Genomic DNA, 18,639 nt, shown 5'->3' with positions numbered 1-18,639 from the left:
GGTCGTGGACGGCGCGGTAGGCGTGCCAGGCGGTGGTTAGGCGGGTTATTGATTCGGTGAGGGTGGCCTTGGGGGTGTGGAAGTGGAGGCGGATGTAACTGGGGCTGTTGCCGGTCAGGTCGAGGCCGGCGCCGGGGAGGACGGCTATGCCGTGGCGGAGGGCGGTTTGGGCGAAGGAGTTGCCGTCGCCGGTGGGGAGGCGGATCCAGAGGACTTGGCCGCCGGTGAGCTTGGGGTAGTGCCAGGTCGGGAGGTGCTCGGACAGGAGTGCTGTCAGGTGGGCGTGGCGGGACTGGAGGGTGGCGCCTACGTTCAGGGAGTCGAGGAGGGGGACGAGGTGGGCTGCGGCTAGCTGGGCTGGGACGTTGCCGCCTAGGTCGTGGACGGCGCGGAGGCGGGCCAGGCGGGTGATGAAGGGGGCCGCGGCGCGGACCCAGCCGATGCGGAGGCCGCCCCAGATGCTTTTGCTGAGTGAGCCAATCGAGATGACCGAGGACCCGTACGCCGCGAGTGCGGTCGGCCGGTCCTGTCCGGGGAAGCCGAGGTCTGCCGGGACCTCGTCCTCGATCAGCGGTACGTCGGCCGCAGCCGCGGCGCGGGCCAGGCGCTGCCGGTCCAGTCGGGGCATCACTGCACCGGTCGGATTGTGGTACGTCGGAATCACGTAAGCCAATGCCGGACGCCGCTCCCGCACTGCAGTCTCGAAGCCGTCCAGCCCCACCGGCAGCCCGCGCAGCACCGCGCCCCGCTCGCGGAACACCTCCAGCGCTCCGGGGAATGTGGGTGCTTCGGACAGCACCTGATCTCCAGGTGACACCAGTGCATGCGCCAGCAGGGACAGTGCCTGCTGAGCACCGTTTGTCACGAGCACCTGGTCAGCCACGGTCGGTACGCCGTACTGCGTGTAGCGGGCGGCGATCGCCGTACGGAGGGAGAGGTGGCCGTACGGGTAGTAGCCGATGTCACCGCTAATAGCAGTCAGCTCCGGGATGATCCGCTGGTATGCCTCTGCCAGTTCCGGCGGTGGTTCACCAGGTGCTGCGCAGATGGCGAGCAGTACGCCGTCGTCCCGCGTCTCCAGTGATCCCAGGAAGATCGGATCGGCCGGCGGATCCTCAGACGCCGCTGGTGTGCCTGCAACACGCGTGCCACTGCCCTGGCGGCGGGTGATGCGGCCTTCTGAACGCAGCAGGTCGTAGGCGGCGACCACGGTGGTGCGTCCGACGGCCAGCGCCTCGGCCAGTGTGCGGTCGGGCGGCAGCAGCGCACCGCCGGGCAGTTCGCCGTCGTCTATGAGTTGCCGCATCCGGGCAGCGAGCAGCACATAGAGAGGCCCTCGGCCGGATGACCACCGGCCGAGACGGTCACAGAGTTCGATTGGTCTCATTGCCAAACCAATTCTGCCGGATTGGCTCTGGGACGGCTAGCCCTCACACCAGACCATGAAGAGCATGGCGAACTTCGTGCGCAATCCCATCCAGACCCTGTCCGACACCCACCCGCAGCACGACCTCGGTGAGAGCTACGGCCCGGAGCTGCGCCTCGCTGACCTGCTCACACCGGAGCTCACCGAGCTAGAACTCGGCTATGGCACGAGTCAGGGCGATCCGAAGCTACGGGCCGCGATTGCTGCCGCACATGGTGCCGAGGCCGACCAGGTGGTGGTCACTATCGGCGGACAGCACGCGATCTTCCTGCTGACGTTCCTGGTCGCCGACAACGGCGGTCAGGTCGTCACGACCGCACCGCTGTTCCCGATGGCCCGCAACGTCTGCCATGCGGTCGGTGCGGACGTTCGGGTGATCCCACTGACCTTCGACACCGGCTACCAGTTGCAGGCGGCCGATGTCATTGCCCAGCTGACGTCTGACACCAAGCTGGTCAGTCTGGCGAGTCCCCAGAACCCCTCTGGTGTTGCCATACCGCTCACCGTCTTCCGCGAGATCTACCAAGCCATGGCGACCACCTGCCCCGACGCGTACCTACTGGTCGACGACACCTACCGCACTGCCTCGTACGGCGACGATCCGATCGCAGAGTCGGCTCTGGTCCTCGGGGACAAGGTGGTGACGGTGGCGTCGTTGTCGAAGTGCCATGGGGCAGCTGGACTGCGCACCGGCTGGGCGATCAGTACCGATGCGGACCTGGTCGAGCGCCTGGTGACCGCGAAGTTCAGCACGGTCGTGACCGGCTCACCGCTTACCGAGGCGCTGGCGGTCCGCGTCTTCGAGTTGCAGGACGAGATCCTTGCCGTACGGCGTCCTCGGCTGGCGGAGGGGGTCGCGGCGACCGAGGAATGGGCGCGGGCCAACGCTGACCTGGTCGAGTGGGTTCGACCTGATGCCGGTGCGCTGTCCTGCATCAGGCTTCGCCCGCAGATCGATATCGACAGTTTCCGCGAGGCCACGGCCGAGTTGAGTCTTCGGCTCGCCGATGGCGAGTGGTTCACCGACGAGCCGCGGGTGTTCCGCCTCGGTTTCGGCTACCCGCCGCCGGCCGAGCTGAAGGTCGCCCTCGACATCCTGACCACCGCACTGCACAAGGCTGTCCGATGAGCCGACTAGTCTTGGCGGCGTGCCGGAGGTATATGACCCGCTGACCGATCCTGCACCGGCGCACGACGTGCGCGCGGTGCTGCGGATCCGGGCGTTCCGGCGGCTGTGGATCGCGTTCGGGCTGTCCAGTCTCGGCGACTGGATCGGGCTGCTGGCGCTGACCGCGATGGCGAAGTCGTTCGCCGGTGACGACTACCAGGCGGCGAACTTCGCCATCGGTGGCGTGCTGTTCCTCCGGGTGCTGCCCGCACTCGTGATGGGACCGGTGGCCGGCTGGGTCGCGGACCGGCTGGATCGGCGCGCGACGATGATCATCGGCGACCTGATCCGGGCCGCGTTCTTCGTCAGTATCCCGATCGTCGGCACGCTCACCTGGGTGCTGGTGGCAACGGTGCTGATCGAGATCGTCAGCCTGGTCTGGGGTCCGGCGAAGGACGCCAGCGTGCCGAATCTGGTGCCCCGGCATCGCCTCGAGGCGGCCAACCAGCTGAGCCTGATCACGACGTACGGGACGGCGCTGCCGGCCGCGGCGATCTTCACGGCGATCACCCTGGTCAGCCGCTGGGCTGGTGACTTCGCGATCGACCTCGCGGTCTACGTGAACGCGGCGACCTTCGCCATCTCGGCCCTCGCGATCGTGTCGGTCTCCGAGATCGGCCGCGCGATCCACGATCACGAGCAGCACCCGACGCTGTGGCGGACCATGGTCGAGGGCTGGTCCTACGTCACCGGTACGCCGGTCGTCCGCGGGCTCGTGGTCGGGATCTCCGGCGCGTTCGCGGCCGGTGCGGTCGTGATCGGCCTCGGCCGCACGTACGTCGAGGACCTCGATGCCGGCGACCCCGGGTACGGCGTTCTGTTCGGAGCGGTCTTCGGCGGTCTCGCGCTCGGGATGGGGTTCGCGCCGCGGATCTTCTCCGGGTTGTCGCGGCGCCGGTTGTTCGCGGCCGGGCTGGTCGGATCAGGGATCTGCCTGGCCGGGCTGGCGCTGATCCAGCAGATCGAGATCGCGACGATGATCGCGATCCTGCTCGGGTTCAACGCCGGTGCGTCCTGGGTTTCGGGGTACACGCTGCTCGGTCTCGAGGTGCCGGATGCGGTTCGGGGCCGGACGTTCGCGTTCGTGCAGTCCGCCGTACGGACGGTGCTCGCGGTCACGCTGGCGATCGCGCCGTTCGTGGCCGGTGCGATCGGGCGGCACACGTACTCGATCTCCGGTCATTCGGTGACCTACAACGGCGCCTCGATGACGATGCTGATCGCTGCGGTCGTGGCCGGTGTGATCGGGCTGCTGGCGTGGCGGCAGATGGACGACAGACCCGGCGTACCGTTCTGGCGAGATCTGCGGCGCAGCTTCGGCAAGACACCGGGGATCTATCCGACCACCGGGTTGTTCATCGCGCTTGAGGGCGGTGAGGGCGCGGGCAAGTCGACGCAGTCCGCGCTGCTCGTGAAGTGGCTGGAGGACCAGGGGCAGCACGTTCTGCTGACGCGGGAGCCAGGTGCGACCGACCTCGGGCAGAAGCTGCGCGAGATCATTCTCGATCCCGCCACCGGCGATATCTCGCATCGGGCCGAGGCGTTGATCTACGCCGCTGACAAGGCTGAGCACGTGGACTCGGTCATCAAGCCGGCGCTCAAGTCGGGCACCGTCGTGATCACCGATCGGTACGTCGACTCCGCGCTGGCCTACCAGGGTTCCGGGCGCGATCTCGACGTGTCGGATGTCGAGCGGGTGAACCGCTGGGCCACCGACGACCTCCGCCCGAACCTGACCGTCATCCTCGACCTGCCGCCGAAGAACGGGCTCGGCCGGTTCGCCGAGCGGGACCGGATCGAGGCCCAGTCGGCCGACTTCCATGAGCGGGTCCGGGCGGCGTTCCTCGAGCTGGCCGCCGCCGAACCCCAGCACTACCTGGTGATCGACGCCACCCAGGACCGCGAAGAGATCGCCGAGCAGATCCGCGCTCGCCTGGAACCACTCCTCCCGAAGGTGATCACATGACCGTCTGGGACGACTTGGTCGGCCAGGAGCCGGCGGTCGCCGTACTGCGGAAGGCTGTGGGTGGTGCCTCGGCCGCGGTGCGGGGTGAGTCCGGGGCAGCGGTGGTCGGGATGACGCATGCGTGGCTGATCACCGGGCCGCCGGGATCGGGGCGGTCGAACGCGGGGCGTGCGTTCGCGGCGGCTCTGCAGTGCCACGACGACGGCTGTGGTGAGTGCAAGAACTGTCAGACGGTGCTCACCGGCGCGCATCCGGATGTGTCGCTGATCCGGACCGAGTTGCTGTCGATCCGGGTCAGTGAGATCCGGGAGCTGGTTCGCCGGGCCGCGATGAGCCCGACGCAGGGCCGGTGGCAGGTGATGGTGATCGAGGATGCGGACCGGCTCACCGAGCAGGCGGCGGACGCGTTGCTGAAGAGCATCGAGGAGCCCGCGCCCCGGACGGTGTGGGTGCTGTGTGCCCCGACGGTCGAGGACGTCGTACCGACGATCAGGTCGCGGTGCCGGCTGCTGGTGCTGCGGACGCCGCCGGTCAACGCGGTGGCGCAGATGCTGGTGACGAAGCTCGGGATCGATGCGGATCTGGCCGGGTTCGCGGCGCGGGCCGCGCAGGGTCATATCGGGCGGGCCCGGGCGCTGGCGCGGGACGAGGAGGTCCGGGCGCGGCGGTCGAAGGTGCTCGAGGTGCCGTTCGCGCTACGGGATCTCGGGGCGTGTCTGAAGGCGGCGCAGCAGCTGGTCGAGGCGGCCAAGGAAGAGGCCAAGGCGAGCGCGGAGAAGGTCGACGAGAAGGAGCGGGCTGCCCTGGAGCAGGCGCTCGGCGTCGGCACCAAGGGCGCCAAGCCGCGCGAGGCGAACGCGGCCCTGAAGGAGCTCGAGGACCAGCAGAAGGCCCGGGCCAAGCGCTGGGAACGCGACGTACTGGATCGGTCACTGGTTGACCTGATGGCGCTGTACCGCGATGTGCTGGTGGTGCAGACCAAGTCCGGGACCGAGCTGATCAACGCCGAACTGACCCGGCAGATCGACGCTTTGGCCGGTCGGACCACCCCGGAGCAGACGATTCGTAGGCTGGCCGCGATCACCGGTTGCCGCGAGGCCATCGAGACGAACGTCGCACCGTTGCTGGCCCTCGAAGCGATGACGATCGGCCTGTTCGAAGGCTGAGACGCCCGTCCGCTGACTGGACAGCCGATGTAACACGAGCGCTCGTCCAAGCGATGTCCGTATGTCCGGGCAAAAAAGCTCGCTCGGCCGAGCCGCCCGATCGGACACCCATGACTGTATGCATTGCCGCGCTCCGCGCGGCGTGTCATGAGGCCTGGTTCCCTTTCTTCCCTCGTCTCTCCAGTCGCTTCGCTCCCTGCGTTCCTCAGTCCAGAAAGGGGGCCTCATGACAGGGCCCCCTCCGCCTCCGATGCAGCCTGCGCGGCCGTCGCTTCCGACAGCTGAGTCGTGGCTTGCCGGCGTGCCGACGCCGGCGCAGCAGCGGCAGGATCGGTATGCCGTGGCGGCGCTGGTGACGAGCTTGCCCGGGCTGGTGCCGGTGGCGGTGGTGCTGGCGGGGATCGCGCTGCGGCGGATCAAGCGCACTGGTGGTCGCGGGAAGAGATTCGCGTACGGCGCTCTGGTGGTCTGCCTGTGCTGGGCGATCGTCACCGGGGTTGCGGTCGCGCTCGGGCTGTACGGGCAGCTGCGGGACGGGGTCGGACGGACGGTGCCAATCGCGCAGGTCGAGGTCGGGCGCTGTTTCGACGCGGACCTGGAGGCGGACACGCTGCGGATGGCCCGGATCGCGAACTGCCGGTCCGAGCACAGTGGTGAGGCCTACGCGAAGGTGCGGGCCGATCTGTCCGGACGGACCACGGACGAGACCCAGACGATCGCGACCGGGGCGTGCACGACGGCGTTCGGGACGTTCATCGGGACGCCGTACGAACAGTCGGAGCTGGACATGTACTACGTCGTCCTGGAAGATCGTGCTGTTGCTGACGGCAACGTGTTGTGCCTGGTCGGGATGCCGGGGACCCGGTTGAGCGGTAGCATGCGCGGATCGCAGCGGTAGCAGGGTGCGCGGGGGAAACACCTGGGGGAAGTCGTGAGTCAACCACCGTACGGTCCGGAACCGGACCGGCCACAGGACACGCCGAGGTCCTTCCCGAACTACGCACGCCCGGATGACGACGTGACGCAGGCCGTCCCGACCTCCGAGCCCACCGTGCCGCTCCCCACCCAGTCCGCGTGGGTCGCGCCTGGGCAGCCGTCCACGCCGGCGACCTCGCCGTACGGGCAGGGGCCGGGCCAACCGACGTACGGGCAGCAGCCGCCCTATGGGCAGCCGCCGGTGCACATGCCGGTGCCCTATGGACAGCCGCCCGCACCGGCGCCGTACGGGCAGCCTCCGTACGGACAGCCGCCGTACGGGCCGGGTGGGTTCCCCTCGGCCTACGGGTACGGGTATCCGGGCCAGGGCAACAAGACGAACTCGTTCGCGATCGCCTCGCTGGTGTGTGGGCTCGGTGGGTTCGCGATCGGGATCTCCGCGCCGTTCGGGGTCGGCTTCGGGATCGCGGCGCTGGTGCAGCTCAAGCGCCGGCCGCACGAGGACGGCAAGGGGATGGCGATCGCCGGGATCATCACCGGCGGGGTCCTCACCCTCGGCTTCGCCTTGATGATCGTGGGGATCGTGGCGCTCGGGTTGTGGGCCGACGGCCAGGACGACTACGGTGCGCCGTCCCGGGGACCGAGTACGTCGTACTCCGGCACGTACGTCGACGCCCTGGCGGTCGGCGAGTGCTTCAACGGTGACGAGAACAACGACCTGGTCGAGCGGCAGGACTGTGCCAACGCGCACGACGGCGAGATCATCTCGAACGTCACCCTCCCCGACGGGCCCTACCCGGGGAACCGGCAGATCGACCGGATCGGTGAGGCCCGCTGCGCCGAGGAGTTCGGCACCTATGTCGGCAAGTCCGCCGACGACTCCGAGCTGACGCTCGGCTGGTGGACGCCGGACCAGGATCTCTGGGAGCAGGACGACGACCGTTTGGTCGTCTGCGCCGCCTACTCGCCCGAGGACGAACGCATCATCGGTTCGGTGAAAGGCACCAAACGCTAGGACGGCAAGTACGCTGACGGCGTGGGCATGGTGATGGCGGTGTCGTTCGAGCGGTACGGGCGGCTGTATTACCTGGATCCCGGGCCGCATCGACCGCGGGTCGGGGAGAAGGTGCTGGTCCCGACCGACGACGGTCCCGAGGTCGCCGAGTGTGTGTGGGCACCGCAGTTCGTGACTGAGGAGATCGGCGGGCTGCCGCTGTGTGACGGGATCGCGACCACGGCCGACCTCGACCGCGACGAGCAGAACCGGCAGCGCCGGGCCGATGCCCGGGTGATCGCCAAGCGGCTGATCCGCCAGCACGACCTGCCGATGAAGGTGGTCGGGATCGATTTCGTCGACCGGCGGGCCGATGTCGACCAGCTGGTGATCGTGTACTTCTCCGCGCCGCACCGGGTGGATTTCCGCGAGCTCGTGCGGGATCTGGCGCGTGGGCTGCGGGCGCGGATCGAGCTTCGCCAGGTTGGCGCGCGCGACGAGGCCCGGCTGCAGGGCGGGATCGGGCCGTGCGGGCGGGATCTGTGCTGTGCGACGTTCCTGAAGGACTTCGAGCCGGTCAGCGTGCGGATGGCGAAGGACCAGGACCTGCCGCTGAATCCGCTGAAGATCTCCGGCGCGTGCGGGCGGCTGATGTGCTGCCTGAAGTACGAGCACCCGCTCTACCAGGAGTACAACGCGAAGGCCCCGGCTGTCGGGACCGCCGTGGAGACCCCCGCGGGTGATGGAGTGGTCGTCGGGCACAACGTGCCGAGCGACACCGTCGTGGTCCGGCTGGCAGCTTCCGGCCGGCGCTGCGCCTGCAGTCGCGCGGACGTGTGCTCACCGCGCCAGCAGTACGAAGCATCCAGTACGACGACACCTGACGCCGTGGCGGTTGAGCTTCCGACGCCTGTACGCCGGGAGCCGGAGCCAGAGCCGCAGATCGTGGAACCGGTCGCTGAGGTAGCACCGGAGACGACCGAGGAGCGGCGGCAGCGTAAACCCCGGCGCCGGCGCCGCCTGAACCACGAAGAAGGAGAAGCTGAGCAGTGAGATTCCGCAGGACGACCGTCGTACTGGCCGCTCTTGCGGTACTGCTGAGTGGATGTGGCGTGGCGAGCCGGGCGCAGGATGCGGATGCCGGTGGGAGCGGTGGGCCGAGCGGGAAGGTGCCGACCGGTCCGGTCGGTCCGATCCCTGCCGGGCTCGAGGAGTTCTACAACCAGAAGCCGGATTGGGAGCGCTGCGGTAGTAACCAGCAGTGCGCGACGATCAAGGTGCCGCTGGACTACAGCAAGCCCGCCGGCAAGTCGATCGAGCTGCGCGCTCGCAAGGTGCTGGCCCGCGATCGCGTCGGACGGATCGGCACGCTGTTCATCAACCCGGGTGGACCGGGTGGTTCGGGTGTGGAGTTCGCCGCCTCGGCCGGGTTCGTGCTCGGATCCTCGCTGCTGCGGAAGTTCGACGTGATCGGCTGGGATCCGCGAGGTGTTGGCCAGTCGACGCCGGTGAGATGCCTGGATACCGAGCAGCTGGACAAGTTCATCGCCGCTGACGGCAGTCCGGACGACGACGCTGAGATCACCGAGCTGAACGACGAGGCCAAGACGCTGGCCGACGGTTGCCAGCAGCAGTCGGGTGAGCTGCTGCCGCATGTCGGGACGAAGGACGCCGCCCGCGATATCGACGTACTGCGCGGGATCGTTGGTGACGCTCAACTGAACTACCTGGGGATGTCATATGGCACCTTCCTGGGCGCGACGTACGCCGAACTCTTCCCGAAGAACGTCGGCCGGCTGGTGCTCGACGGTGCCGTCGACCCGTCGAAGACCTCGCAGGACAACAACATCGCGCAGGCGAAGGGGTTCGACACCGCGCTGGACGCGTTCGCCGAGGAATGTGCACAGCGGCAGTGCCGGCTGGGTAGCAGCAAGGCCGAGGTGCTGGCCAAGGTCGACGAGCTGATCAACGACAGCGACGCGAAGCCGCTGCCAGGTGACGGTGATCGCGAGGTGACGCAGGCGATCGTCGTACTGGGTGTCATCTATCCGCTCTACGCCAAGGACCTGTGGCCGCGGCTCGAGGACGCGGTGCTCGACGGGCTGGACGGCAAGGGCGCGCGGCTGCTCGCACTCGCCGACCAGTACACCGAGCGTTCGAACTCCGGCTACGCGAACAACCAGAACGAGGTCATCTACGCGGTGAACTGCGTGGATCGCCCGGATATCGCCTCGGTCGCGCAGGCCAAGGCCGAGGAGCCGAAGTACAAGGCAGCCTCCCCGCGGTTCGGGTCGTTCCTGCTGTGGGGCTCACTGGCCTGTGCGAACTGGCCGGTCAAGGCTGAGGACAAGCCGCACCCGATCAAGGCTGCCGGCGCGAATCCGATCGTCGTGGTCGGTACGACGCGTGACCCGGCGACGCCGTATGCCTGGTCCGTCGGCCTCGCGGGGCAACTGGAGAGCGGCGTACTGGTCACTCGGGACGGCGACGGTCACACCGGCTACAAGGCCGGCAACCAGTGTGTGGACAACGTTGTGGAGACCTACCTGCTGCAGGGCCAGGCCCCGACCGCGGACATCAGTTGCTAGTTCGGCCGGTTGTCCGGTAGCTGCAGCGTCTGGGTGGCGTGGTCGAGGACGGCGCGTAGTGCGGCGTCGTCCTGCGGGCGACCGCCGACGGTGATCTCGACCGCGGTGCTGTCGCCGTTGTCGGTGGAGACCCAGCGGGACAGGCCCATCCGCGGCCCGCGGGTGCTGTCGACGTACGTGTAGATGAGCGTGCCGTTGTCGCGGCTGAGCACCTTGAGCTGCTGCTCCTGGATGCTGCGCTCGCGCTCGCTCACCTGACGCTCCGGGGACTTGCTGCTGCCGCGGGTGTCGAAGCGGATCTGCCAGACGCCGGTCGGATCCAGGAACCGCGGCCGCTGGCCGTCCTGGGTGCCCTTCCAGGTCGAGGGGACCTCGGCGGAGACCGGGGCCCGGTCGGTGCCGAAGGTCTGCGCCGTGTACTGCAGGCTGTCGGCCTGCAGACCGTCGCCGCGCGGCGTGGTGCTCGGAGGGGTCTGGCTGGTCACGACATCGGTTGCCCGTTTGTCGTCGCCGTTCCTGATGCTGTTGATGGCCAGCACGCTGCCGAAGACTGCAACACCGACGGTCATCCCTGCCAGTGTCATCAGCAGTGCCTGGTGCCTGGGCGTGAGCATCGAGACCTCGCCTTCCGTTTCTACCGCCTTGATTATCGACCACGAAGGGGGCGCGATCACAATTCCGCGTACGCTGGCTCGTCGTGAGCACGCCCTTTGATCAGGCCCTGGAGCGGTACGCCGCGGGCACGGCCGAACGCCCCGACCTGAAACTGCTGACGAAGGAGTTGCTGAAGCTCCTGGTGGCCAAGGCGCCCGGACATGCGGTGGAGGTCCGCGTCCCGCCGTACGGCGCTGTGCAGTGCATCGAGGGTCCGCGCCACACCCGCGGTACGCCGGGCGCGGTGGTCGAGCTGCCACCCGAGCTGTGGATCGAGCTCGCCCTCGGCCGGACCACCTGGCCCGAGGCGCGCAGTACCGGGAAGCTCCGCGCGAGTGGTGAACGCACCGACCTCAGCGAATTGTTGCCCTTGGTAACCACTTGATCACCGATGTGAGCTGATACTAGGCAGTAAAGGGCCGCGACACCCCGCCCCGGGTGCCGCGGCTACTTACAAGACGCACCGAGAGGCCAGAAAGTTCGCCTACTGAAGAAATCGGTACGAACTTTTCTCAGCGACCGGCGGTGTTGGTACGCCAGACCACCGTGCGGCCGTTCACGATCTGCAGGTCGCCGCTGTTCTGCAGGACCAGGACGGAGCCCTTGCGGGTGGTCTTGCTGGACCACAGGGCCTTCTTCGCGGCGCTGTAGACGACCAGGTTTCCGTCGCCCTGCATGGCCACGAAGGCGCCCTTGCTCTGGGTCTTGGTGCTCCAGAGTGCGGTCTTGCCCTTGTAGAGGACCAGATTGCCGTCACCCTGCATGTACAGGCGGTAGGCGCGGTTCACCGACGTCATGTACTCCGGGTACTTCAGCACGCGGTTCATCCCGAGGGTGCCGACCACCATGTAGCGGCTCCAGTTCGGCTTGTTCCGGGTGTTGTAGATCACCAGGTTGTTGTCGTTCTGCACGACGAGCCGGGCGTTCGGGCTGGTGCCGGTGTTGCTCTGCCAGACGATGGTTTTGCCGGAGACGACGGTCAGGTTGCCGTTCTTCTGCATCACCAGGACAGAAGCCTTGCGGTTGGTCGCGGTCGACCACAGCGCGGTCTTGCCCTTGTAGAGCACCGCATTGCCGTCGGACTGCATCAGGAACGTGTACTGGCCGTTCTTGGAACGGATGTAGTTGCCGGCCTTCAGCTTCTGGCCCGGCTGGAGGATGTCCGAGACCGCCGTGGCCTGGGTGACCGCGGCAGGCGCCGTGGCGGTGCTGGTCGTGGCCTGTGCGGCCACGGGCGCAAGCAGGGCGGCACCGGCGGCGGCCCCCGCGGTGAGGGTGGCGAACACCTTGGTGCGTACCGACTTGGTCGAGATCATCCGGTTTCTCCGTCTGTCCTGGGGATATTCAGGGAGATTGACGCCGAGGGCAACCAATCGGTTCCACGGTAGGGAGAAAAGGGTTCTTCGCCTGGGCAGGCTTGCTGACAGGATGTGGCGGTGGCAGCAAGTTTCCGCACGCGACTGGCCCGGTTGCGTGTCGACCTGACTCCGTGGCGTGGTTCCCGTGACTTCCGGATCCTGACGGTCTCCGGGACGGTCTTCTATCTCGGCAGCATGTTCGGGTACGTCGCGCTGCCGTTCCAGCTCTACTCGCTGACCCACTCGAACTTCGCGGTCGGTGCGATGGGGCTGGTCAGCATCCTGCCGCTGGTCGTCTTCGGCCTGTACGGCGGTGCGCTCGCCGATCACGTGGACCGCCGGAAGATGCTGATCTTCACCGGCGCCGCCCAGGTGGCGGTGTGTGCGGTGCTGCTGAGCAACGCCCTGCTGAGCAACCCGCAGGTGTGGATCATCTACGTCTGCGGCGCGCTGAACGCGACCGCCGCCTCGCTGCAGCGACCGAGCCGGGACGCCCTGTTCCCGCGCGTGGTCAAGCACTCCGAGCTACCGGCCGCGACAGCGCTGAACGCGATGGCCATGCAGGCCGGTCAGCTGGTCGGCCCCGCGCTGGGTGGTGTCCTGGTCGGCACGGCCGGGATCGCCTGGGCCTTCGGGGTCGAGTTGGTCGGTCTGTCGATCGCCACCCTGATGTATCTGTGGCTCAAGCCGTACCGGGTCGGCGAGCACTCTGAACCACCGAGCCTGCGCGGCATCGCCGACGGCATCAAGTACGCCGTACGCCGCAAGGACCTGCTCGGCACGTACGTCGTCGACATGGTCGGGATGTTCATGGCGATGCCGATCGTGCTGTTCCCGGCGTTCGCCACCGAGGTGCTGAAGGAACCGAAGCTGCTCGGTGCGCTCTACAGCGCGGAGGCGGTCGGCGCGCTGATCGCGACCCTGACCAGCGGCTGGACCCGCCATGTCCATCACCACGGCCGGGCCGTCGTGATCGCGGCCGCCTGCTGGGGTGCGGCGATCGGCATCGCCGGTCTCGCGCCGAGTATCTGGTTCGCGCTCGTCTTCTTCGCCTTCGCCGGCGCCGCGGATCTGGTCTCCGGTCTCTTCCGCGCAGTGATCTGGAACCAGACGATCCCGGACGAAATGCGCGGCCGGCTGGCTGGAATCGAGATGCTGTCCTACATGCTCGGCCCACTCGGTGGTCAGGCCCGATCCGGTCTGGTCGCCGACCTGACCAGCGTCCGTACGTCGATCGTCAGCGGCGGCATCCTCTGCGTGGCCGGCGTCGCAGCGACCGGCGCCGCCCTCCGCGACTTCTGGCGGTACGACGCTCGCACCGACGAGCACGCCGTCCGCGAGCGCGATCTTCGGGCCGCGGCGGAAGCGGACGAAGCGTAGGCTTTGGGGCACTATGCGTATTCGTCCGGTCGTGCCGCTTGTTTGCCTTGCAGTGCTCGCGTCCGGGTGTGGCGGTCCTGGGCAGGAGACTGCGCCGAGCGTGCCGCCGCTGGTCCCGATCAGCACGACTCCTACCCAGACACCGTCGGAGACTCCTTCGAGCACTCCGCCAACCGCCAAGGTCGCCGAGACGGTGTGCGTTCGGATGGATCAGACGCTGGTCCAGACCACGCTGGCCGCTCCGGTGGTGCAGATTCAGCCGCAGACGTTCCCGGCGGACTTCGGCGTACCGGCGACGTATGACATCTGCCAGCTCGGTCTGAGCGCCACTCCGAATGGGCCGGTGCTGCGGGTCGGCGTCTCGGTGGAAGCGGCTACGAAGACCACGCTGGGCGCGGCCCAGAAGGCGACCAAGGGCGCCAAGCCCGCGATCGTTGGCGCGAACAGCTTCGGAACCAGAGCCCCGGGGTTCGGAACGGACACCTTCGTGGTCTTCCTCAGCGGCGGCCGCCTCTACAAGGTCGCAGGCCCGAAGGCCACGCTCGCGAAGTACGTCGTACTCGCGGAGGAGGTGGTCCGGCAGGCGGCAGGGCTGCCTACGCCGGAGCCGATGATCACTCGACCAGATTGTGAACGCGGCTCGTCGGCTGCCGCCAAGGTGATGGGCGTGCCCCCGTACATCCGTCGGGACGGCGCGACCGAGAACGGCGACCTGGTCTGCGGGTGGGTTGCCACGAACAGCGTGCTGTCCACGTCAGTACGCCGTACGCCGCAAGCCGCCGTGTTGATGACGGCGATCCGGAAGACGCCGACCGCCCAATCGATCCCGCTGGGTGACGAGGCGTACGTCGACACCGCGACCGGGCGGACCACGATCCGGCTCGGCGAGAACAAACTGGTCGAGCTGGTCCCGCTGCCGGCCCGGGCGATCAACTCCGGCACGATGACGCAGTTCGCGCTCGCGATGGTGTCGCTCTACCGCTGATCTGCTGTACATGCGACGGGTTCGCGGGTGTTACTGTGGCCGCGCCGTGGTGTTCGGGAAGCCGGTGTGATGCCGGCGCGGCCCTCGCCACTGTGATCGGGAGTTCACCGGCCGTTCCCCTGCTGTGTGGGGGAGGTCACTGGTTGTCGCTGGGAAGACCAGGCCGGTGGAGGTAATCCCGTCAGCCAGGAGACCGGCCACGGCATGATCCGTCCACGAGGTGCTGGAGGAGCGGTTCCGTGCTGCGTAAGTCTGTTCTCCCTGTCTTGTTGCTCGGCCTGCTCGCCGGCTGTGGCACGTCCACCGCGGCCGGTCCGCCGGGGTCGACGATCACCGTGAAGAACTGCGGGATCGACGTCACTGTGAGCGGTCCGCCGAAGCGCGTGTTCGCGGCGTACCAGCCGGCCATCGAGATGGCGCATGCGCTGGGGATCTCCGATCGCCTGGTCGGTACGGCGTACCTGGATGCCGAGGTGCTGCCGGAGTACGCGAGCGCTCAGTCCAAGGCGAAGTACTACAAGAACCTGCCCAGCCGGGAAGAACTTCTCGCGGCGAACCCGGACTTCGTGCTGTCCGGGTTCAACGACGTCTTCAGCGCCGGCGGTGGCAGCGACGAGAGCTTCGGGAGCCGCAAGAGCCTGGCCGAGCTCGGCGTCCAGACCTGGATCTTCAGCCCGCTCTGCCCGACCGCGGACGGTAAGGGCGACGAGGCGATCGACCCGGCGAGCGTCACGATGGACAACGTGTACGCCGATCTGCGCGGACTCGGCACGTTGTTCGGGGTCGAGGACCGCGCCGAGCAGGTGATTGCCGATCAGGAGAAGCGGATCGCCGCGGTCGAGGCGAAGGTGAAGAACGCGCCGAGGCCGACCGTCGCGATTCTGCGGCCCGGGCTGGAGGGCGGCGCGCTGACTGTCTCCGGTGGGCCGGACTTCGGGACCGTGCTGATCAAGCAGGCCGGTGGAGTGAACGCTTTCACCGACCTGACTTCCAAGCGGAACGTGAAGATCGGCGTCGAGGAGCTGATCAAGCGCAACCCTGACTACCTCCTGATCAGCGGGTGCTGTGACGCGGCGCTGACAGCGGCCTCGTCGCAGGCCGAGGTGGACAAGATTCTCGCGAACCCGGCCTTCCAGAATCTCAAGGCGGTCCGCAACAAACACGTCGTACCGTGGCTGTTCGCGAACCACTCGGCCGGAGTGCGCGGTGCTTACACGACCGAGGACATCGCCAAGACGATTCACCCTGACCTGTTCAAATGAGGTGGCGCGCGGCCGGACTGCTGTTGTGCGTCGCAGTCCTCGCGGTTTCGGTCCTGCTGTCCTTGAGCGTCGGGAACCAGTATTTCGGGGCACACGATGTCTACCTGGCGCTGGCGGACTTCAGTGGCAGCGACAACGATCGCGTGATTCGGTATCTGCGGATGCCGCGCACCGGTGCTGGGTTGTTGGCCGGTGCGGCGCTCGGTCTGGCGGGTGCGTTGATGCAGGGCGTAACGCGCAATCCGCTGGCAGATCCGGGGATTCTCGGGGTGAACGCTGGTGCCGCGCTGGCTGTGGTCGGGGCTATTGGGGTGCTGGGTGTGAGCAGCCTGACCGGGTACGTGTGGTTTGCGATGGGTGGCGCGCTGGTCGCGACGGTGGTCGTCTATCTGGTCGGCGCGATCGGGCGGGGTGGCGCGACGCCGGTGAAGCTCGCGCTGGCTGGGGCGGCGATCTCCGCGCTGCTGGGGTCGGTGACTTCGGCGATCACGTTGCTTGATCTGTCGACGTTGAACGAGTTCCGGTTCTGGGTGGTCGGGTCGCTCACGCTGGCTACTGGCTCGGTGATTGGTCAGGCCGTTCCGTTCATTGCCGTGGGCATCGTTCTGGCGTTGGTGCTCGGGCGGTCGCTGAATCAGCTTGCTCTGGGTGATGAGCTGGCTCGCTCATTGGGCACTCGGGTCATGGTGGTGCGGGTGGCGGCTGGGCTGGCGGTGGTCGTGCTTGCCGGTACGGCGACTGCGATCGCTGGGCCGATCGGGTTCCTCGGGCTCGCCGTACCGCATGTGGCGCGGACCCTCGTTGGTGCGGACTATCGGTGGATACTCCCGTGGTCGATGGTGCTGGCGCCCGCCGTACTGCTGCTTGCCGATGTTGTTGGGCGGCTGGTGGCTCGTCCGGATGAGCTGCAGGTCGGAATCATCACGGCGGTCATTGGCGCGCCGGTGTTCATCGCGCTGGTTCGCCGTCGCCGATTGGCCGCGCTGTGACCGGGGCGGTGGGGCGGGGAAGGAATCAAACACTGTCGCTTCGGGTTGGTCGGGTCTCGACGCGCGTGGATGTTTCCAGCCTGGTCTGGTCGACTGTTGCGGTGGCGCTGACTCTTGCGGTCGGGGCGCTGTCGTTGACGCTTGGCGACTACCGGATTCCGCTGCCGTTGGTGTTGGACACCCTGAGCGGCCAGGGGACGTTGATCCTCAACGACATCGTGCTGAACGGGCGACTGCCACGGGTCCTGGTCGGGATCGGCGTCGGTACGGCGTTCGGCGTTTCGGGGGCGATCTTCCAGCGGCTGGCTCGCAATCCGCTGGTCAGCCCGGACCTGATCGGGGTCAACGCCGGGGCCGCGCTGGCCGCCGTACTGATGATCACTGTGCTCGGTAGTGGATGGATTCCGGGTGGTGCGTTGCTGGGGTCGTTGCTTGCGGCAACCGCTGTCTACCTGCTTGCTTACCGCGATGGGGTCTCCGGCTATCGGCTTGTCCTCGTTGGCATTGGCGTGACAGCGATCATCGGTTCGGTCACCGCGTATCTGCTGACGCTGGCCGATATCTACACCGCGAAGAGCGCGTCGCAGTGGCTGGCCGGGAGTCTCGCTGGTCGCTCGTGGTCTCACGCGGTACTGATCGGGGTGGCTTTGGTGATTCTGCTGCCGGCCGCAGTCGCGGGGGCCCGGCAGTTGCGGTTACTGGAGCTCGGCGATGACTTGGCGCGGACGTTGGCTGGTCGCGTCGAGCTCTCGCGAGGGTTGCTGATCTTGGTTGGCGTCGCCCTTGCTGCGTTGGCGACTGCGGCCGCGGGACCGATCGCCTTCGTGGCGCTGGTGGCACCGCAACTGGCCCGCCGGTTGGTGGCCGAGCGCGTTGCCGGGCTACTGATGGCTGGCGCTCTTGGCGCTTTGCTGGTGGTGGCTTCCGACCTCGTCGCCCGGCAGATCCTCGCGCCGACGCAGTTGCCGGTCGGCATCGTGACCGCGTTCCTGGGAGCGCCGTACCTGCTCATCCTGATGGCCCGCGCCAACCGCATCGGTAGTGGAGGCTGACATGACGGAACTCCGTGCAGACGGGTTGACTCTCGCGTACGACGGCCGCGCCGTGGTACACGAACTGTCGGTGGTGATCCCGCGCGAGCAGATCACAGTCATCGTCGGCGCCAACGCCAGCGGGAAGTCCACACTGCTCCGCGGGCTCGCGCGACTGCTCACTCCGCGCGGTGGTGCCGTGTACCTGGACGACGTCAACCTGGCGAAGGTCGGTGCCGCTCAACTCGCAACCCAGCTCGGCATGCTCCCGCAGCAACCGGTCGCGCCCGAAGGGATCACGGTGTCCGACCTGGTCGGTCGTGGCCGGCATCCGCACCAACGCTGGTTCCGGCAGTGGTCCTCCGACGACGAGCGCGTGGTCAGCGCGGCGCTGGCCGCGACCGGCGTCGCCGACCTCGCCGACCGTTCCCTCGACGAACTGTCCGGCGGCCAGCGCCAACGAGTCTGGATCGCCCTGGCCCTCGCCCAAGACGCCGACACCATGCTCCTCGACGAACCCACCACCTTCCTCGACCTGGCCCACCAACTGGAGATCCTCGACCTCGTCCAGGACCTCAACCGCCGGCACCACAAGACGATCGTCCTCGTCCTCCACGACCTCAACCTCGCCGCCCGCTACGCCGACCACCTGATAGCCCTCAAAGACGGCCGAGTAGCAGCCACCGGCACCCCCACCGAAGTCATCACCCCCGAGACAGTCGCCACCGTCTTCAAC

17 protein-coding genes and 1 riboswitch are annotated in these 18,639 nt (G+C 67.8%); of the genes, 14 read left to right on the top strand and 3 right to left on the bottom strand.

The window, feature by feature from the left end; all coding sequences use genetic code 11:
• The coding region (locus E1261_RS30600) for an aminotransferase-like domain-containing protein (RefSeq protein WP_202875173.1) at positions 1 to 1,306 on the bottom strand (1,306 nt) is incomplete at its 3' end.
• A 145-nt stretch (positions 1,307 to 1,451) separates the two neighbouring features.
• Between E1261_RS30600 and E1261_RS30595 the strand changes: the two genes are divergently transcribed.
• From E1261_RS30595 to E1261_RS30565, 7 genes are all read left to right on the top strand, one after another.
• Complete coding sequence (locus tag E1261_RS30595; protein ID WP_132412668.1) at positions 1,452 to 2,555, top strand: pyridoxal phosphate-dependent aminotransferase; 1,104 nt, start codon at positions 1,452 to 1,454, stop codon at positions 2,553 to 2,555.
• Positions 2,556 to 2,574: 19 nt separating this feature from the next.
• Positions 2,575 to 4,560 carry a dTMP kinase gene (gene tmk / locus E1261_RS30590; protein ID WP_132412666.1) on the top strand — a complete coding sequence of 662 codons (1,986 nt, stop codon included), beginning with the start codon at positions 2,575 to 2,577 and terminating at the stop codon, positions 4,558 to 4,560.
• Positions 4,557 to 5,726 (top strand): DNA polymerase III subunit delta', encoded by a 1,170-nt coding sequence (locus tag E1261_RS30585; protein WP_132412664.1) that lies wholly within the window; start codon positions 4,557 to 4,559, stop codon positions 5,724 to 5,726. Before tmk ends, E1261_RS30585 begins: the two co-directional genes overlap by 4 nt.
• Before the next feature lie 226 nt (positions 5,727 to 5,952).
• A complete protein-coding gene (locus E1261_RS30580; RefSeq protein WP_132412662.1) occupies positions 5,953 to 6,624 on the top strand; it encodes a DUF4190 domain-containing protein in 672 nt (223 codons plus the stop codon).
• 120 nt (positions 6,625 to 6,744) lie between these two features.
• Entirely contained in the window at positions 6,745 to 7,677 is a 933-nt protein-coding gene (locus E1261_RS30575) for a DUF4190 domain-containing protein (RefSeq protein WP_132412660.1), read from the top strand.
• 27 nt (positions 7,678 to 7,704) lie between these two features.
• A complete protein-coding gene (locus tag E1261_RS30570) occupies positions 7,705 to 8,709 on the top strand; it encodes a PSP1 domain-containing protein (RefSeq protein ID WP_132412672.1) in 1,005 nt (334 codons plus the stop codon).
• A complete protein-coding gene (locus tag E1261_RS30565) occupies positions 8,706 to 10,244 on the top strand; it encodes an alpha/beta hydrolase (protein ID WP_132412658.1) in 1,539 nt (512 codons plus the stop codon). Before E1261_RS30570 ends, E1261_RS30565 begins: the two co-directional genes overlap by 4 nt.
• Here the strand turns inward: E1261_RS30565 and E1261_RS30560 are convergent.
• Positions 10,241 to 10,813: a hypothetical protein gene (locus E1261_RS30560; protein ID WP_238176531.1), complete on the bottom strand. Its 573-nt coding sequence runs from the start codon at positions 10,811 to 10,813 to the stop codon at positions 10,241 to 10,243. The two genes, E1261_RS30565 and E1261_RS30560, sit on opposite strands and share 4 nt — an antisense overlap.
• A 128-nt stretch (positions 10,814 to 10,941) precedes the next feature.
• Here E1261_RS30560 and E1261_RS30555 point away from each other — a divergent pair, with 128 nt between their 5' ends.
• A complete protein-coding gene (locus E1261_RS30555) occupies positions 10,942 to 11,283 on the top strand; it encodes a sterol carrier family protein (RefSeq protein WP_132412654.1) in 342 nt (113 codons plus the stop codon).
• A gap of 127 nt (positions 11,284 to 11,410) precedes the next feature.
• Here E1261_RS30555 and E1261_RS30550 read toward each other — a convergent pair whose 3' ends face one another.
• Positions 11,411 to 12,214 (bottom strand): hypothetical protein, encoded by an 804-nt coding sequence (locus E1261_RS30550; protein ID WP_132412652.1) that lies wholly within the window; start codon positions 12,212 to 12,214, stop codon positions 11,411 to 11,413.
• A gap of 120 nt (positions 12,215 to 12,334) precedes the next feature.
• On the opposite strand from E1261_RS30550, the gene E1261_RS30545 reads away from it, so the two are divergent.
• The 6 genes from E1261_RS30545 to E1261_RS30520 all read left to right on the top strand — a co-directional run.
• Entirely contained in the window at positions 12,335 to 13,636 is a 1,302-nt protein-coding gene (locus tag E1261_RS30545) for an MFS transporter (RefSeq protein WP_132412650.1), read from the top strand.
• A gap of 205 nt (positions 13,637 to 13,841) precedes the next feature.
• Positions 13,842 to 14,621 carry a hypothetical protein gene (locus E1261_RS30540; protein ID WP_132412648.1) on the top strand — a complete coding sequence of 260 codons (780 nt, stop codon included), beginning with the start codon at positions 13,842 to 13,844 and terminating at the stop codon, positions 14,619 to 14,621.
• A 30-nt stretch (positions 14,622 to 14,651) separates the two neighbouring features.
• Positions 14,652 to 14,837: riboswitch (cobalamin riboswitch) on the top strand.
• Positions 14,838 to 14,860: 23 nt separating this feature from the next.
• Positions 14,861 to 15,883, top strand: coding sequence for an ABC transporter substrate-binding protein (locus E1261_RS30535; RefSeq protein ID WP_132412646.1), 1,023 nt, complete (start codon positions 14,861 to 14,863; stop codon positions 15,881 to 15,883).
• Positions 15,880 to 16,872 carry a FecCD family ABC transporter permease gene (locus E1261_RS30530; protein ID WP_132412644.1) on the top strand — a complete coding sequence of 331 codons (993 nt, stop codon included), beginning with the start codon at positions 15,880 to 15,882 and terminating at the stop codon, positions 16,870 to 16,872. The genes E1261_RS30535 and E1261_RS30530 overlap by 4 nt, the downstream gene beginning before the upstream one ends.
• A 65-nt stretch (positions 16,873 to 16,937) precedes the next feature.
• Positions 16,938 to 17,924 (top strand): FecCD family ABC transporter permease, encoded by a 987-nt coding sequence (locus E1261_RS30525; RefSeq protein WP_238176530.1) that lies wholly within the window; start codon positions 16,938 to 16,940, stop codon positions 17,922 to 17,924.
• Position 17,925: 1 nt separating this feature from the next.
• Positions 17,926 to 18,639: ABC transporter ATP-binding protein (locus E1261_RS30520; RefSeq protein WP_132412640.1), on the top strand; the 714-nt coding region annotated here is incomplete at its 3' end.

It is taken from the genome of Kribbella albertanoniae (assembly GCF_004348455.1).
In the GTDB taxonomy this organism is placed as follows: domain Bacteria; phylum Actinomycetota; class Actinomycetes; order Propionibacteriales; family Kribbellaceae; genus Kribbella; species Kribbella albertanoniae.
Note: the sequence above shows the minus strand (reverse complement) of the source record. Positions and strands in the feature narration are given on the sequence as shown.

Bases quoted from the DNA above. Each gene is read 5' to 3' on its own strand.
- E1261_RS30560 (WP_238176531.1), bottom strand. From the start codon at position 10,813: ATGACCGTCGGTGTTGCAGTCTTCGGCAGCGTGCTGGCCATCAACAGC.
- E1261_RS30550 (WP_132412652.1), bottom strand. From the start codon at position 12,214: ATGATCTCGACCAAGTCGGTACGCACCAAGGTGTTCGCCACCCTCACC.
- E1261_RS30580 (WP_132412662.1), top strand. From the start codon at position 5,953: ATGACAGGGCCCCCTCCGCCTCCGATGCAGCCTGCGCGGCCGTCGCTT.
- E1261_RS30530 (WP_132412644.1), top strand. From the start codon at position 15,880: ATGAGGTGGCGCGCGGCCGGACTGCTGTTGTGCGTCGCAGTCCTCGCG.
- E1261_RS30540 (WP_132412648.1), top strand. From the start codon at position 13,842: ATGGATCAGACGCTGGTCCAGACCACGCTGGCCGCTCCGGTGGTGCAG.
- E1261_RS30585 (WP_132412664.1), top strand. From the start codon at position 4,557: ATGACCGTCTGGGACGACTTGGTCGGCCAGGAGCCGGCGGTCGCCGTA.
- E1261_RS30595 (WP_132412668.1), top strand. From the start codon at position 1,452: ATGGCGAACTTCGTGCGCAATCCCATCCAGACCCTGTCCGACACCCAC.
- E1261_RS30570 (WP_132412672.1), top strand. From the start codon at position 7,705: ATGGTGATGGCGGTGTCGTTCGAGCGGTACGGGCGGCTGTATTACCTG.